Origin of the sequence: Aminiphilus sp., assembly GCF_029975095.1 — a bacterium.
In the GTDB taxonomy this organism is placed as follows: Bacteria; Synergistota; Synergistia; order Synergistales; family Aminiphilaceae; genus Aminiphilus.
In genome coordinates, this window is the sequence record NZ_JARKPW010000139.1 from 1 (window position 1) to 15,705 (window position 15,705).

The following is a 15,705-nucleotide window of genomic DNA, read 5'->3' on the forward strand; positions in this document are numbered from 1 at the left end:
AACCGATGTTCCGACGATGAACATCGGAACGAGGGAGGAGGAACGACAATGAGAAGTCTTGTGAGGTATTCCAGGCCCGCGTCCATGAGTCTCATGCCCGAGGTGGACGAGTTCTTCCGGAGTTTTTCGGATCTCTTCAACGCGGCGAACACGTCCCTGCCGGTGGAGATGTACGAGGAAAACGGCGAAGTGGTGGTTTCCCTGGATGTGCCGGGAATCGATCCCGAGAAGATCGAGGTCCGGGCCTTCGCTGATCGGCTTCTTGTACGGTCGAGCCAGGAGGTCGCGGAGGAGTGTCCCGAGGGACGGACCTACCACTGCCGGAAACGGGCGACGAAGATCAACTACAGCATCGCCATGCCCGCCGAGGTGGATCCCGAAAAAGTGAGAGCTTCCGTGAAGAACGGTGTCATGACGATCCGCCTTGCCCGGAAGGGCCGGGACGAGGGAAAAGTCGTGGAGATCAAAAACGAGTGATGGAGAAATTTTCCGGGAGAGGGGGCATGCATCGCCCCTCTCCCTTTGCCTTCCGGAAAGGACCGGGTGTTTCCGGGTTCGTTCGGACGGGGGCACGCACGAAAAGACCGGGGGAGCCCCCCGGCCTTTTCGTGTCTTTGGAAGGATTGGAAGAAGTGGCACGCAGCGGTTGTGCCGAATCTGTCCTTGTGCTTTATGGGTTCAGGGGGACGAACCCCTCTTGTGGAAGGTTGACGCTATAGAGGATACTCCGTCATCGCAAGAGCTGCCTCTGGAGAAATCCCGAAAGAATGCTCCGTAAAAGGACTGGAAACGCGGAGCTGTCGCGTTTGTCCGAGGTATGGAGGGCCTCAGGGGTGCCGTATCTCCATCCGGAAACCGTGTGACGGGTTTTTTCAGGACCGCCGGCGGTATGGAAGGAGGTGAGGCGCCAGACTCCTTGATGAGATTCGCATCCCAAGGCTACACTCGGCGACTCTCAACCTGCATGCCCCTATTATCATCACAACTTTTCGGGCTATTTCTGCTCCCAGTTGTGACAACTTTATTCTAGGAGGTGCCTCCGGATGACAATTTCGCAACAACCACTTGACATGTTCGGAAGAAGCGTGTAGAGTGCTCCACAACACAAAAATCCGAGCTGAAGGGAGGCAGGGCGATGCGTTCTCAGAACAGAGAAGTGTTCATGCAGAGGAACAGTTCTTCCGGGAACGACGCGCAGTGCCTCCGGAGTGCGGTATCTTCTCTCCCTGACTCCCGATATTATTACGTGTTCTCCTTTACCAGCGGCCAGTGGCGGTATTACGCCAGTGGCCCTTCGCATTTGGGAACACCGATATTCGGCAGACCGGGGGCGGAAAGTGTATTCTCGGGAGGAGGACGGAAGGGCCGGGCGGCCTGAAACGTCGAAGATCCTCCGAAAGCAACCGGGAAGAGGTAAAGAAGGCAAGGCCGGATTCGGGTTCCCACCGAATCCGGCCTTTTTCGTTTTCCCCTTCGGGGGAGAGAGATTTTCGAGGAGGTGCTCGAACGATGATGATTCTGGAAGTGGACCGCAGCTGCCCCAAGGGAGACATGGCACGAATGATCCAGCGCGCGGAGGAGCGCGGGTGCTACGCTCGGCTCGTTCCCTGCGAGGACGTGTACTTCATTCTCGTGGACGCCCGCGTGGAGGAGATGGCGAGCCTCGCCGCCGATACTCGGGTGCGTCGCGTGGTGGAGACGAAAAGTTCCTTCCCGCTGGCGAGCCGGGATCTCTGGAGCGGCACCCGCCCCGTGGAAGTGGCACCGGGGATCTCCGTAGGCGGGAGCGGTGCGGTGGTCATGGCCGGTCCCTGCTCGGTGGAGAGCCGGGAGCAGATCCTGGAGACCGCTTTCGCCGTGAAGGACTCCGGCGCGGCGATTCTGCGGGGCGGAGCGTTCAAGCCCCGGTCTAACCCCTACTCCTTCCAGGGCATGGGCAACGAGGGCATCCGCCTGCTCTGCGAGGCCCGGAAGGAGACAGGGCTTCCCCTGGTGACGGAGGTCATGGAGGCCGAATCGGTGGGACTGCTCCTTCCCTTCGTGGACATCTTTCAGGTGGGTACCAGAAACATGCAGAACTACTCCCTCCTCAAGGAACTGGGCAAGGTGGACAAGCCGGTCCTTCTCAAGCGAGGCATGTCCGCCTCCATCGACGAATGGCTCCAGGCGGCGGAGTACATCCTCGCGGGGGGCAACTTCCGGGTCATCCTCTGCGAGCGGGGCATCCGCACCTTCGAGACCCGCACGCGGAACACGCTGGATCTCTCCGCCATCCCGGTGGTCAAGTCTCTGAGCCATCTTCCCGTGGTGGTGGATCCCAGTCACGGCACGGGGCACCGACACCTGGTGGCACCCATGTCCCTCGCGGCTCTCGCGGCGGGGGCGGACGGTCTCATCGTGGAGGTGCACTCCGATCCCGACAAGGCACTCTCCGACGGTCCCCAGTCTCTCAATCCCGCCCAGTTCGCGACGCTCATGGGGCAGATCGAGGGAATGCTCTCCGCCCTCGGTCGGAGTGTTCTCCGGGCGGACGGCCTGGAAACGACCTCCCGCCCTGGGTGCGGAGAGATGCCGCCGGCGACGCCGGTGGCATCGGGAGCGATCTGACGAGGCGGAAAGAGAGCGGCGCGGACCGTGCGCCGGAGAGAGGACGAGAGGACGCTCGCCGCAGAGAGCGGAGTGGTGCGTCCGCGAGGGAGCGAGAACGTAAGGAGGACACGGCAATGCGAATGAAACAGGCACATGTGGGTATTCTCGGGTTGGGACTTCTGGGTGGATCTCTTGCGCTGCGCCTCGGGGGATCGGGAGGCGTGCGGCAGGTTTCCGGATGGGATGCGGATCCGGCGGTGCGGGCCGAGGCGGTCCGAAAGGGTATCGCCCATGTGCCGGAACATCTGGAGGACATGCTGCGCGGTGTGGATGTTCTCATCTTTGCCGTTCCCATGCGCTGCCTGGAGGAGGCGAATCGTCGGGTCCTTGGAGCGCTCCGGCGGAACGCCGGAATCGGTTTCTCCGAATGGCCGGACCTGGCTCCGATGGAGCCCCTTGAGGGACCCCGGGTCGTGATGGATCTCTCCAGCGCCAAGGTGGAGCCGGGAGAGCTGCTCCGCGGAACCTGGAGGAGCCGTTACGTGGGGTTCCACCCCATGGCGGGAAAAGAAAACGGCGGCATCGCCAACGCCGCGCCGGATCTTTTCGAGGGGGCCTGCTGCGCGGTGGTGCCTTTTGCGGAGACCTCCGAAGAGGCCCTGGCCGCAGCGGAGGAACTCGCGCCTCTTCTCGGTGCCGAGGCCGTTCAGGTGGATCCCGACGAGCACGACGCCATCGTCGCCACGGTGAGCCATCTCCCCCTTCTCACGGCGGCGGCCATGGTGCTTACCGCGAAGGCGGAGGAGAAATCCCACGCGGCCCTTGCCGCCCTGGCTGCCGGAGGGTTTCGGGACGCCACGAGAGTGGCGTCCGGACCGGCCTGGCTGGGGACGGACATGGTGGATGCCAACGGAGACCAGATCCGGCGTGTGGCGGAGCGGTTCATCACCTCCCTGAAGGAGATGCTCGCCCTGCCGAAGAAGGATCTGGAAGCCCTTCTCGCCGAGGCCGCGAATGCCCGGGACGGTCTGGTGACGGTGGTCCACAAGGGGAGGGCCGCATGAGGTGCGTCGTTCCCGCTCACTCCGTCCAGGGGACCGTGACGCTTCCCGGGGATAAATCCGTCTCCCATCGGGCGGCTCTTCTCGGCGCTCTGTCGGTGGAGGGTGTGACGGTGGCGAATTTCTCCGGAGGTGCGGATTGCGCGTCCACGCTTGCCTGTCTGGAGAAGATGGGGGTGACGGTCCGTCGCTGCGATCCGGGGACGGTACACATCGCCCGAAACGAGGCGTTCCTGGAGCCCGGGGATGTGCTCGACGCGGGCAACTCCGGAACGACGGCGAGAACGCTCTGCGGCCTTTTGGCGGGAGTTCCGGGCCTCTACGCGGTGCTCTCGGGAGACGAGAGCCTGCGGCGGCGCCCCATGGGGCGTGTGGTGGATCCTCTCCGGGTCATGGGGGCCCGCATCGACGGGCGCGCCGGAGGCGCCTCGCTGCCGCTCTGCATCAAGGGGACGCGCCTTACGGGAGGAACACATCGCCTGCAGATCGCGAGCGCTCAGGTGAAGACCGCCCTCCTGCTCTCGGGACTCTCCGCCTCGGAACCCACCACCGTCGTGGAACCCCTTGGAACGCGGGATCACACGGAACGGCTTTTCGACTTCCTCGGCGTTCCCTGCACCAGGCGGGACGATGCCGTCACGATCTTTCCCTGCGAAGAGGTGCGGGGGGGCACTTGGCGCATCCCCGGGGATGTCTCCGCCGCGGCGTTCTGGCTCGTGGCGGCGGCCATTCTTCCGGATTCGGAGGTGTGCCTTCCCGGGTGCGGACTCAACCCGACCCGGACGGGAATGCTGTCGGTGCTCCGGCGCATGGGGCTCGCCATCGAGGTGACGGAGGAAGGCTGCTCCGGCGGGGAGCCCGTGGGGGATCTCCTGGTACGGAGTGCTTCTCTCGAAGGAACGAAGGTGTTTTCCGAGGAAATTCCTTCCCTCGTGGACGAACTGCCCGTGCTCGCCGTGGCGGCCACTCAGGCGAAGGGGATCACGGAGATTCGCGGCGCGAAGGAGCTTCGCGTGAAGGAGTGCGATCGCATCGCCGCCATGGCGGAGGGATTGAGGACGCTCGGAGCGGATGTGGAGGAGCTGGAGGACGGATGGATCCTCCGGGGGCCGGTGCGCCTTTCCGGAGGGCGGGTGCGTAGTTTCGGAGATCACCGCATCGCCATGGCCTTCGCCGTGGCGGGGCTCGCCGCGACGGGACCGGTGGAGATCGACGATCCCGCCTGCGTGGACATTTCCTATCCCGCCTTTTTCGAGACCTTGGAAACTCTTGTCTGTCGGGAGTGTGCCGTCTTATGACCCTGCGTTTCCTCACCAGCGGCGAATCCCACGGACGGGGATTGCTCGTCGTCGTGGAAGGTCTCCCCGCGGGGCTTGCTCTCGCGCTTGAGGATCTGGAGGGCGAACTCGCCCGTCGCCGCCGCGGCTACGGCCGCGGCCCGCGCATGGCGCTGGAGCGCGACGCCGTGCAGGTCTGGGGAGGGCTCCGAAACGGGCGTACCACGGGGGCTCCCGTCGGGTTGTCCCTGGACAACGCCGAGGCCGCTCTCTGGGAGGCCGCCCTCGGTCCTTGGCACAACGATCCCGAGGCGGCCGGGGTGCGGCGCATCACCGCCCCTCGCCCCGGGCACGCCGACCTTGCGGGGGCTGTGAAGTACGGGCATGAGGAGTTCCGCAACGTTCTCGAACGCGCCAGCGCACGCACCACCGCTCCCCGCACCCTCGCGGGAGCGCTGGCACGGCGCCTTTTGGCGGAATTGGACGTGGACGTGGCCGGGGCTGTGGAAGCCATCGGCGGGGTCCTGGTCCGGCTTCCCGAAGATGACGAGGGATGGCGTACCGCGAGGAATTCCTCCCTGGGGTGTGCCTTTCCCGAGGACGAAAAGGCCGTCGAGGAACGGATCCGTGCCGCGAAGGAGGCCGGGGACAGCCTTGGAGGAACCTTCGTGGTCGCCCTCCGGAACGTTCCCGCCGGGATCGGTAGCGGCGTGGAATGGGACCGGCGACTGGACGGACGTTTCGGCGCGGCCCTCCTTGCCGTTCCCGGTATCAAGGGAGTGGAGATCGGCGATGGTTTCGCCGCCGCCGGAGCGGAGGGGAGTGCCGTGCACGACGAGATCATCGTCCGGGACGGGCGCTGGGAGCGCCTCTCCAACCGTGCGGGGGGCATCGAGGGAGGCATGACCAACGGGTGCGAGGTTGTCCTTCGGGCGGCCATGAAGCCCATTCCCACCCTGGTGAAGCCCCTGCGCTCCTACGATGTGGAGACAAAAAAGCCCGCTTCGGCCCACGCGGAGCGCAGTGACGTCTGTGCCGTTCCGGCGGCCTGCGTGGTGGCGGAGAACATGGCCGCCTGGGTTCTGGCGTCGGCGATACTGGAACAGTTCGGCGGCGACACGATGGAGGAGCTGCGGGAACGGGTGGCCGCCCATCGGGAGCGGGCCGCGAGGTGGCTTCTGTGAAGAAGGAACGGACGGAGACACCTCCGGAGACGTCCCGGGGAACGGTCCATGCCGATCCTGCCGCCGCTGCGGGTCGTCCGGGGTTCTCCTGCCCCGTCTTTCTCGGCGGATTCATGGCCTCGGGCAAGACCACGGTGGGGCGCCTTCTTGCGGAACACCTCGGCGTTCCCTTTCTGGACACGGACGATCTGGTGGAGCGCCGGGCCGGGCTCTCCGTGGCGGAACTTTTCGCCCGCCGGGGCGAGCCGGTGTTTCGCGCGTTCGAAGCGGAGGTGGTGAAGGAACTTCTGCCGCTGCGAAACGTCGTGGTGGCCCTCGGCGGGGGCGTGCCGACGAATCGCGAACTACGCTCCCTGCTCCTGGAGCGGGGCTTTCTGGCCATGCTCTCCGTCTCGGCGTCCACGGCGCTCTTTCGGGCGGGCTCGTCCCAATCGCGTCCTTTGCTTGACCCGGAAAGAGCGGAGGCGCTTCTCGCCTCCCGGGCGGAGGCCTATGCGTCGGGACACGTGACGGTGGACACGGAGGAACGCACCCCCTCGGAGGTGGCGACGGTCCTTCTGCACCTTCTCGAGGAAAAGGGAATTTGCGAAAAGAACGCTCTTTCCGGAAGGGAGCGCGAGACGTGCCGGAAGACCGTTTCCGGAGCGCACGACGGAGAGCCCGCCAGGGTCTTCGTGGGAGAGGGGCTCCTCTCCCGGCTTTCCGAGCTGGTTCCGACTCTTCCGTCCGAGGGGCCCTTCGTGGTGAGCGATCACCTTGTCGGCCCTCTCTTCGGAGACCGCGTGAGACCCTTGCGGGGACTGCACCTCCTTCCCCGGGGGGAGGAGGCGAAAACCCTGGACCAGGTGCGGTCGCTCTACGATGCCCTTGCGGAGGCCGGGATCGACCGGGGTGACTGCATCGCCGCCCTCGGCGGCGGCACCGTGGGGGATGCGGCGGGTTTCGCCGCCGCCACCTGGCTCCGGGGAGTTTCCTTTCTCCAGTGTCCCACCACGCTGCTCGCCATGGTGGACAGCAGCCTGGGAGGCAAGGTGGGGGTGAACCTTTCCCAGGGCAAGAATCTTGTGGGCGCCTTCTATCCTCCCGTGGCGACCGTCATGGATGTGGCCACGCTGCGGACGCTCCCCGACGAGGACTTCCGCCAGGGTTTGGCCGAGGTCGTCAAGTACGGCGTCGGCGAGGACCAGGGCTTCCTCGGGGAGCTCTCGGAGAAGCGGGAGGCGATCTCCCGGCGCGATCCCGAGACTCTCGTCCGTCTTGTGCGGAAGTGCGCTCTGCTCAAGACCGCCGTGGTGGCCGAGGACGAGAAAGAGACCTCGGGCGTTCGGGCCCGGCTGAACCTGGGGCACACCGTGGGACATGCCCTGGAGGGCGCCTCCGAGTATGCCTGGCGTCACGGCGACGCCGTTGCGGCGGGGCTCGTGGTCGCCCTGGAGATGGGACAACGGCGCGGGACCTGCAGTACCGCCTTTGCGGAGACCGTGGCGGAACTGCTTCGCTTCTTCGGACTCCCGGATCGCCCTGACCGCTCCTGGGAGGAACTGCTTCCCTTTCTCGCCCGGGACAAGAAATTCCGCAGAGGTGTTCCTCTTCTGGTGCTTCCCCGGGAAAAGGGAACGTGCACCCTGGAGGAATGTTCCCTCGAAGAGTTGCGGCGGGCCTACGAGACCGTTTCCGGAGGAAGAGGCTCCGTCGCGTCCTCCTGACCGGCTCCGGGACACGGATGGACCGTCGTAGGTGTTTCGTTGCCGCACGCGTGGACGGCGAAGTGTCCTTCCGGGGGTGCTTCGCCGTTTTCCACGCTGTGGTATCGTATGTCCGAGAGAGGGAGGAACGGGAAATGCGCGTGATGCCCACGAGATCCCTGACGGCAAGGGGCAAGGTTCTGGGAGGGGAGCGCCCTCTTGTGTGCGTGCCCCTCGTGGGGAGAACGCCGGAGGGCGTTCTGGAGGAAGCACGGACCGTTGCCGCCGCCGCGCCGGATCTTCTGGAGGTGCGGGCGGATGCCTGGGAATGCGCGGAGCGGACCGGCGAGGCGATGGCACTTCTGGCCCGTCTTCGGGAGAGTGTGGAACATCTTCCGCTCCTTTTCACCTGCAGGAGTGCCGCCGAGGGAGGCTTCCGCCCCGTCGGCGAGGACGCCCGAATTCGCCTCTTCCATGCGGCCGTGGAAGAACGGCTCGTGGACTTCGTGGATCTGGAGCTCTCCTGCGGTCGGGAGCGCCTTGCAGCGCTGAAGCGCCGCGCCGCGGAGCGGGGGATTTTTCTCGTCGTCTCCTTCCACGATTTCGAGGGAACGCCCTCCCGGGAGGTGCTTCTCGCCACCGTCGCCGCCCAGGTGGAGGCGGGAGCGGATGTGGCCAAGGTGGCGGTCATGCCGCAGCGCCCCGAGGACGTGCTCACGCTTCTCGCGGCGACCCTGGAGGCACGACGCCTCTTTCCCGAGACACCCCTCGTTACCGTGTCCATGGGAAAACTCGGCGCGGCGAGCCGCGTCATGGGATGGCTCTGCGGCTCCGATCTGACTTTTGCGGTGGGGACCGCCGCTTCCGCGCCGGGGCAGATTCCTCTGGCGGCACTCCGCGGGGTGAACGATGTGCTGCTGTCCCCGGAAGATTCCGCCTGACGCGGCAATTCCTCCTCTCGGAAAGCGTACGGAACGAAGCCGGCGGAGGTCGCTCTGGAGCCGGCTCCGTCTCTGTTGCGTTTGAAGCGACACTCCACACTTCTATATTCTATAAGGAAGCTCTGATCGAGTAGGATTCACCCTCTCTCGATTGCAGATCGCATCGCGTTTTTCCGAGATTGACGCGGCATTTTTCAGAGCTTCCTAAAGATGAAGAGGATATCCGACGTCGCGCATTGAACGTAAAAGTGAGCGTACAAGCGAACGTGGAGAAAAAGAAGGGCGGAAGCGGGGAAGATCGTGCGCTTCCCGGAAAGGTGGGGCAATCGTGAAAGAGATCAACAGAACGGTACAGCTCGTCGAGGTGGGACCCCGTGACGGGTTTCAGAGCATCAAGACGTTCATTCCCACGGAGAAGAAGATCGACCTCGTGAAAACCCTTCTCGCCGCGGGAATCCGGAGGATGGAGGTCACCTCCTTCGTGAGTCCCAAGGCCATCCCCCAGATGGCGGACGCCCGGGAGGTCGTGGCGGCGGTCAAGGCGGAGCGGGTGGAGGGGCTGCAGCTCACGGCCCTCGTTCCGAACGCCTTCGGTGCCCGGGCTGCCCTGGAGATGGAGCTGGACGCGGTGAATTTCGTCCTCTCCGTGAGCGAGACCCACAACAGGGAGAACGTGCGGCGCACCGTGGACGAATCCTTCGCGGAGCTGGCGAAGATCGCCGAAGAATACGCCGCCGCCGAAAAGGCGCCGCGGATTCTCCTCTCCCTTGCCACCACCTTCGGATGTCCCTTCGAGGGGCCTCAGCCCGTCTCCCGCGTGGCGGACATGGTGCACCGCGCCGCCGACCTGGGCGTCACCCGCATCATCTTCGCGGACACCATCGGCGTGGCGGACCCCCTCCAGATGGAGACCTTCTGGGAGGACATCCTCCCGGTTCTTCCGGAAGGTCTGGAGTTGAGCCTTCATCTCCACGACACACGAGGACTCGGGCTCGCCAACGTCTACGCGGCGCTCCGCTTTCCCGTCCACTCCCTCGAGGCCTCCTTCGGCGGCTTTGGAGGATGTCCCTTCGCGCCTGGTGCCGCGGGAAACATCGCCACGGAGGATCTGGTGAACATGCTGGAGCGGATGGGTATTTCCACGGGAGTGGATGTGGAAACGCTCTCCCGTGCGGCCCTCGAACTCGCCCGTTTCGCCCCCGAGGCGTTCAACAGCCACATGGCCAGGGTCGTCGCGGGAAAGACTGCATGCTGCGGTCCGGCATAAAGGAAAGAGGGACCGCATGACCTTCTGTCCCACTCCGGCTACGAAATACGTCGTGCTCTTCGGCAATCCCCTGGCGCATTCCCTGTCGGCCCGGCTCCACAACGCGGTGTTCCGGGCATGGGAATGGGACTGCCTCTACTACCCCCTGGAGAGCGACGGCGCGGAGGCGCTTGGACGCATCCTGTCCGTGCTGCCCCTTTTTCACATCGTCGGCGCCAACGTCACCATGCCCTACAAGGAGACGGTGATTCCCTTTCTGGACCGGCTCGATACCGGTGCCGCCGAGTGCGGCGCGGTGAACACCATTGTAGTCACCGCATCGGGGCTGGTGGGACACAACACGGACGGCACGGGATTTCTCCGTTCCTTCAAGGAGACCTTCGGAGAATCCCCCGAGGGGAAGCGCCTTCTCGTGGCAGGGGCCGGGGGCGCGGCGAAATCCCTTGTCTTCGCCCTGCTCCGGGAAGGTGTGGAGCGGGTCGTGGTGTACAACAACAACGAGGCCAGAGCGAAGGGACTCGTGGAGAGGGTGGAGGCGTTCCATCCGGGGAAATGCGTCTGGCACCCTTTGGAAGGCAAACCCGTGCCCGCCGCGGCGGTGCGCGAGGTGGACATTCTTCTGAACACCACCAAGATGGGCATGCGGGGGGCCTTCGAAGGTTCCTCTCCCTTCGATCCCGCGTCGCTGCGTCCGGGACAGTTCGTCTGCGATGCGGTCTACAATCCTCCCGAGACACGGCTCCTTGCGGAGGCGGCTGCGGCGGGGTGCCGCACTCTCGGCGGCGAGGGCATGTTCCTGCATCAGGCGGCGGAGGCGTTCTCCCTCTGGTTCGGCCGGCGTCCGGATGTGGACCTCATGCGCGATGTCTTCCGGGCGCACTTCCGCACGGTCTAGCATTCGGGAGTGCGGTGAAAGTGCGCCGAAGTGCGTGCTCCGCGCTGCGACATGCCGACGTAGGCGCCGCAGGACGGGTGCACCTTCTTCGCGCTGCAGGAACGAACGCTCCATTGCTGTTTGCGTTTCTCCCGAAAAATCCCGGGCGTGCGTGTCGTCCGGCAAAAAACGGGGCTTTCCCGGCGTTGCAATCGGCGGGAGAAACCCCACATCGAAGGGGGCTCCCGATGGTGTCCGATTCCTTGTCGTTTCGTCCGGGGCGCGGTTCCGACGCACCGCTTCTTTCCCGTATCGCCCGGGCCGCCAAAGCCTCGTGGGGTTACAGCGCGGAGACACTGCGGAGATGGCTCCCCGAACTCACCGTCTCGGCGGCCTTCGTCGAGGCCCATATCACGCTCGTCGTGGAAGAACCCCTCTCTGGCGCTGTTCCGTCCTCCTGCGTGGACTACGTCGCGGAGGACAGGTGTCTTCTCGGTTTCAGCGTGCTCGTCCCCACCGACGAGGAGGACATGATCGAGCTGGATCATCTCTGGATCATTCCCGAGCGGCAGCGGACCGGTCTCGGGCGTCTTCTCTTCGAGCGGACCATTGATCTCGCCAAAGCCTCCGGGGCGACTCGGCTCCGGGTCGTGGCGGATCCCCACGCGGAGGGTTTCTACAAGAGGATGGGATGCCGGAGAGTCGCCGAAATCCCCGCCTTCGTCGAAGGGGTGGAGGACCGGGTGCTCCCCGTGCTCGAAAGACCTCTGTGACAGGCTCTTCCCGGGCAGGATGTGCCCCGTTTCTTCGACATCGCGTGGCAATCCGGACTGAAACAAGACGTTTCAAGGCGCCTCAAAGCGCTTTGTCGAAGAGCCTTTCACGACACTTCCAATCTCTTTTCTCGATTGACCGCCTTCTCTCACCGCCCGTGCGGGGTCTTTTTGTGTCGATTCCGAACAAGCGTCCAGGAGTTGTCAGACGATATCAGAAATTGATGCGTCGGCGACATGAAAAATTGACCCATCCAAGTCGCAAACGGATATGAACCGAACAAGACTGCGACATCCTTCGTCGTCCCCTGCGCGGGGGCGTCCTGTGCCTGTGTCCCGAACAGGCGCCCAGGAATTTTCTTCTCACGCCGCCTGCGCGGATCCTTTCCTTCGATGACATGCGACATGCCGCGACTCGGTTTCCGGAGAAGAAAAACGCAGAGATCGGTCGGCACATCCGTGAAAGTTCTTCAGCAGCATGAAATCGCATCAGGCGACAAAAACTTTGTCCTTGCGATGAGTCTTCCGGACTATTGCTCCAAAAATGACGAGAAATTATACTTGGAAAGAATTTGAGATAGCGAGAATTCTCTTCTTTGTCTTTCGCAATAACCGATCGGAATGAAATCTAAAAATTAATCCAGGAAGATTTACCAGGAGCATTCTTTTTCAGTGGTGTCTCAGATCTTTGCAGCGGCACCGGCGCGGCAGGAAGAGACGTCCGGTGGGATTGCGTGTGTACGGAGTGGAAATACAGCCACAGCCATGTTGAAGACCGCTGCGTGTGCCCGACGTAGCGGAGAAGGGGCGAAAAACCTCCGCCCGGGTGTATTTTTTGATTGTGAAGAAATCTTTAATCGAATCGTTTTTTGATGGAGGGTATCGGGATCGTTGCTTGAGAAAAACGTATCGAAAAACATGACGGGAGACTTTGTGTCAGCGGTGGGGGGCTTTTTACGTCGTCGCTTCCCTGTCCCGTCGCTCCGGGTGCCCTCTTTTGTCCGCTCACTCGCACGGCGATTCCCGGTGGGGCTCTGTCTGTCCGTTTTGTTCTTCCTGTGCACGGTGGCGGCGGGCAATGCCCTGGACATGCGACCTTTGTCGGATGTGACTTCCTCCGCCTCGCCCGTGGTGCGGTACGGTATGGTGGAACACCCCCCTCTCTTTTTCCGGGATGCTCAGGGGGCCTATCAGGGGTTCTTCGTCGACCTGCTCCGTTACGTGGCAGAGCGGGAGGGGTGGCGTCTGGAGTTTACTGAGGCGCCGGGAGACCACCTGGTGGAGATGCTGCAGGCGGGGGAGCTCGATCTTTTGAGCATGGCGCCCACGCCGCGCCTGGAAAGGCTCTTCGACTTCTGCACTGTGCAGCATCATGCCACCTGGTACACCTTTTTCACCAGGCCGGGCGTACAGATGCTGACCTACGCGGACCTCAACGGCCGCAGCGTGGCCATCCAGCGCGGCTTTTACGCCGTGAGCGAACTCCGCTACCTGACGGAGCAACTCGGCCTGCGCTGCACCATTCTGGAGACGTCCGGCATGGAAGAAGCCTTCGACCTGCTCCTGCGCGGGGAGGCGGACGTCTGTGCGGCGGAGCAGCTCACAGCCCTTCCCTTTGCGCGGCGCCACGATCTTCGGCGGAGCCCCGTCGTCTTCGCCCCGTCCCGCATCTATTTCGGAACGACAAAGGGGCAGAACGCCGCCATCCTCCGCACGCTGGACGCGCATCTTCGGGAACTGCTCGATTCTCCCACCTCGCCCTACTACCGTTGGCAACGGCAATGGTTCTACGACGAAGAACTCACGTTCTTTCCCCAGTGGGCTCTCATTGCCTTTCTCTGTTCCGCCGTCTTCCTCGTTCTCCTGGCGGCAGGCGTGGTGCTTCTCGGAAGAAAGGAGAGGGCGCTCCGCAAAGCGGGAGAGCGCACTGCACGACATCTCGCCTACGAGAAGGTTCTTTCGGACTGTGCCCGTCTGTTTCTCACCCCCGGGGAAGGTGAGGAGGTGCTCTCCCGTGTCTGCGAGCGTCTGTGCGACCTCTCGGAGGTGAACTGGGTCGCCGTGTACCGGAATCAACGGTACACGGGGGAAGGATATGCGGCTCAACTCGTTGCCGAAACAGGCTTGTCCCTTGCCACTCCCCACATTTCCCAGATCAGGAGGATGCTGCTCCGGGAAGTTCCCCGGGAGTGGGTGGCAGCTCTCTCGGAAGGTCGCCCTTGGCAGGAGGATGCGACAGTGCTTCGGGAGCGGCGGGAACTTTTTCCCGCAAACACGGGGAACGACTCCCTGCTTCTGCTTCCTCTCCGGGAAGGGAAGCGCTGGTGGGGAACGATGGTCTTTGCGGGTTCGAGGGAGCGTCTTTGGAATGCCGAGGTCACGGGCATTCTCGAAACGGTGACGAACATGGCGGGAACCTCTCTCTCCCGACAAAGGGCGGAGGAGAAGTTGCTGCGCCTCGCCGCGACGGACGGACTCACCGGGCTTGCCAACCGCCGGGCCTTCTTCGGGGCGCTCGAACGGGAGATCGCCCGGAGTGCCCGCCACGGGAGTTCGCTCTCCCTGGCGATCCTCGACGTGGACCACTTCAAGGAAGTGAACGACCGTTACGGCCACGACGCGGGGGACGGGGTCCTCCGGGAGCTTGCCCGAGTTCTTCTTCGGGGCATCAGAAAGGAGGATTTTCTGGGGCGCATCGGAGGCGAGGAGTTCGGCGTGCTTCTTCCCGAGACGGTGGGCGACCTTGCCTTCGCCGCTGCGGAACGCCTGCGCAGGCTCGTGGGACAACACGCCTTTTCCGTCGATTCCGGAAGAGAACGACACACGCTGCATCTCACCGTGAGCATCGGCGTGGCACCCTTCCTCGGCAAAGGAGACACGGCACGCCATTTCTACCGCAGGGCGGACGGCGTTCTCTACGGTGCCAAGACCTCCGGCAGGAACGGCGTTCATGTCTGGACGTCTCCGGAAGAGCCCGGAGAAACAGAGAAGCGCCAGGAGATTTTCCGGGCTGAAGAGTCCAAAGAATAACGTTTCCGCTTTTCCCTCCCCGTTGTACAATGCAGGAATCATTGCGCATCGCACCCATCTGCAAAGGGGAGACGACGATCATGGACAGCGCCTTCTGGCTTGCCTTCGGACTCACCGCTTTTGCCGGTCTCTCCACGGGAATCGGCAGTGCCATCGCATTCTTCGCCAAACGGACAGACTATCGCTTTCTCTCCTGGGCGACGGGATTTTCCGCGGGGGTCATGCTCTACGTGGCCTTCACGGAAATTCTCGGCAAAGCCTCGGAAGCCCTCGTCGCGGCCCGAGGCGAGACGGTGGGAAACTGGCTCACCGCGGCGTCCTTCTTCGGCGGGATCCTCCTCATTCTCGCCATCGACCGCTTCGTTCCCGCACCGGAAAACCCCCACGAAGTGCCGGACGTCATGCCCAAGGGAATGGCCAAGGCTTCTCCTGATCCCAAGGGAGAGCGCACCCTTGCCCCCCATCCCTCCGCCGCTCCCAAGGGAGAAGTGGACCTGCACCGCATGGGACTTTTCTGTGCTCTCGCCATCGGCATCCACAACTTTCCCGAGGGGCTCGCCACCTTTCTCGCCGCCCTGGAGGACCCGACCCTCGGCGTGGCCATCGCCATCGCCATCGCGCTGCACAACATCCCCGAGGGCATCAGCGTCTCCGTGCCGATCTACTACGCCACGGGCAACCGCCGCAGGGCCTTTCTCTACTCCCTCCTTTCCGGGCTCGCCGAGCCCGTGGGTGCCCTCGTGGGATATCTGCTCCTCCTTCCCTTCATCAGCCAGGAACTTATGGGGTATCTCTTCGGAGGTGTAGCGGGCATCATGGTGTATATTTCTCTCGATGAACTGCTTCCCGCGTCGCGGGCCTACGGAAAGGGACACGACTCCCTCTACGGATTGCTCGGCGGCAAGGGGGTCATGGCACTGAGCCTGCTGCTTCTGCAGTGAGCGGAAACGGAAGAACGGGGTGACGGATGTGGACGGGGAAAAACTCGCGGACCTGCGTCGTGACATCAACCGCATCGACGGAG

At 63.8% G+C, this 15,705-nt stretch carries 12 protein-coding genes; all 12 read left to right on the forward strand.

The window, feature by feature from the left end; all coding sequences use genetic code 11:
• Window positions 1-48 precede the first annotated feature (48 nt).
• The 12 genes from Q1K49_RS08425 to zupT all read left to right on the forward strand — a co-directional run bounded on the left by Q1K49_RS08425 (window position 49) and on the right by zupT (window position 15,622).
• Window positions 49-477, forward strand: a complete 429-nt coding sequence (locus tag Q1K49_RS08425; protein ID WP_300525006.1) for an Hsp20/alpha crystallin family protein — start codon at window positions 49-51, stop codon at window positions 475-477.
• 1,032 nt (window positions 478-1,509) lie between these two features.
• Window positions 1,510-2,607: a 3-deoxy-7-phosphoheptulonate synthase gene (aroF, locus tag Q1K49_RS08430; RefSeq protein WP_300525008.1), complete on the forward strand. Its 1,098-nt coding sequence runs from the start codon at window positions 1,510-1,512 to the stop codon at window positions 2,605-2,607.
• A 116-nt stretch (window positions 2,608-2,723) separates the two neighbouring features.
• Window positions 2,724-3,653 carry a prephenate dehydrogenase/arogenate dehydrogenase family protein gene (locus Q1K49_RS08435; RefSeq protein ID WP_300525011.1) on the forward strand — a complete coding sequence of 310 codons (930 nt, stop codon included), beginning with the start codon at window positions 2,724-2,726 and terminating at the stop codon, window positions 3,651-3,653.
• A complete protein-coding gene (aroA, locus tag Q1K49_RS08440; RefSeq protein WP_300525013.1) occupies window positions 3,650-4,948 on the forward strand; it encodes a 3-phosphoshikimate 1-carboxyvinyltransferase in 1,299 nt (432 codons plus the stop codon). Before Q1K49_RS08435 ends, aroA begins: the two co-directional genes overlap by 4 nt.
• Entirely contained in the window at window positions 4,945-6,111 is a 1,167-nt protein-coding gene (gene aroC, locus Q1K49_RS08445; RefSeq protein ID WP_300525016.1) for a chorismate synthase, read from the forward strand. The genes aroA and aroC overlap by 4 nt, the downstream gene beginning before the upstream one ends.
• The gene (gene aroB / locus Q1K49_RS08450) at window positions 6,108-7,817 is read left to right on the forward strand and encodes a 3-dehydroquinate synthase (RefSeq protein ID WP_300525019.1); all 1,710 of its coding nucleotides are present in this window, start codon (window positions 6,108-6,110) and stop codon (window positions 7,815-7,817) included. Before aroC ends, aroB begins: the two co-directional genes overlap by 4 nt.
• 134 nt (window positions 7,818-7,951) lie before the next feature.
• Entirely contained in the window at window positions 7,952-8,737 is a 786-nt protein-coding gene (aroD, locus tag Q1K49_RS08455) for a type I 3-dehydroquinate dehydratase (protein WP_300525021.1), read from the forward strand.
• A 328-nt stretch (window positions 8,738-9,065) separates the two neighbouring features.
• Window positions 9,066-10,004 carry a hydroxymethylglutaryl-CoA lyase gene (locus Q1K49_RS08460; RefSeq protein ID WP_300525024.1) on the forward strand — a complete coding sequence of 313 codons (939 nt, stop codon included), beginning with the start codon at window positions 9,066-9,068 and terminating at the stop codon, window positions 10,002-10,004.
• 16 nt (window positions 10,005-10,020) lie between these two features.
• On the forward strand, window positions 10,021-10,899 hold the full coding sequence (gene aroE / locus Q1K49_RS08465; protein ID WP_300525027.1) for a shikimate dehydrogenase: 879 nt from the start codon (window positions 10,021-10,023) through the stop codon (window positions 10,897-10,899).
• 227 nt (window positions 10,900-11,126) lie between these two features.
• Window positions 11,127-11,651, forward strand: a complete 525-nt coding sequence (locus tag Q1K49_RS08470) for a GNAT family N-acetyltransferase (protein ID WP_300525030.1) — start codon at window positions 11,127-11,129, stop codon at window positions 11,649-11,651.
• Window positions 11,652-12,740: 1,089 nt separating this feature from the next.
• The gene (locus tag Q1K49_RS08475; protein WP_300525032.1) at window positions 12,741-14,681 is read left to right on the forward strand and encodes a diguanylate cyclase; all 1,941 of its coding nucleotides are present in this window, start codon (window positions 12,741-12,743) and stop codon (window positions 14,679-14,681) included.
• An 80-nt stretch (window positions 14,682-14,761) separates the two neighbouring features.
• Entirely contained in the window at window positions 14,762-15,622 is an 861-nt protein-coding gene (gene zupT, locus Q1K49_RS08480; protein ID WP_300525034.1) for a zinc transporter ZupT, read from the forward strand.
• The last annotated feature ends 83 nt before the right edge of the window (window positions 15,623-15,705 follow it).

What these genes read in the sequence shown, in the direction of transcription:
- Q1K49_RS08425 (WP_300525006.1), top strand. Translation starts at nt 49, where the DNA reads ATGAGAAGTCTTGTGAGGTATTCCAGGCCCGCGTCCATGAGTCTCATG.
- aroF (WP_300525008.1), top strand. Translation starts at nt 1,510, where the DNA reads ATGATGATTCTGGAAGTGGACCGCAGCTGCCCCAAGGGAGACATGGCA.
- Q1K49_RS08435 (WP_300525011.1), top strand. Translation starts at nt 2,724, where the DNA reads ATGCGAATGAAACAGGCACATGTGGGTATTCTCGGGTTGGGACTTCTG.
- aroA (WP_300525013.1), top strand. Translation starts at nt 3,650, where the DNA reads ATGAGGTGCGTCGTTCCCGCTCACTCCGTCCAGGGGACCGTGACGCTT.
- aroC (WP_300525016.1), top strand. Translation starts at nt 4,945, where the DNA reads ATGACCCTGCGTTTCCTCACCAGCGGCGAATCCCACGGACGGGGATTG.
- aroD (WP_300525021.1), top strand. Translation starts at nt 7,952, where the DNA reads ATGCGCGTGATGCCCACGAGATCCCTGACGGCAAGGGGCAAGGTTCTG.
- aroE (WP_300525027.1), top strand. Translation starts at nt 10,021, where the DNA reads ATGACCTTCTGTCCCACTCCGGCTACGAAATACGTCGTGCTCTTCGGC.
- Q1K49_RS08470 (WP_300525030.1), top strand. Translation starts at nt 11,127, where the DNA reads ATGGTGTCCGATTCCTTGTCGTTTCGTCCGGGGCGCGGTTCCGACGCA.
- Q1K49_RS08475 (WP_300525032.1), top strand. Translation starts at nt 12,741, where the DNA reads ATGCGACCTTTGTCGGATGTGACTTCCTCCGCCTCGCCCGTGGTGCGG.
- zupT (WP_300525034.1), top strand. Translation starts at nt 14,762, where the DNA reads ATGGACAGCGCCTTCTGGCTTGCCTTCGGACTCACCGCTTTTGCCGGT.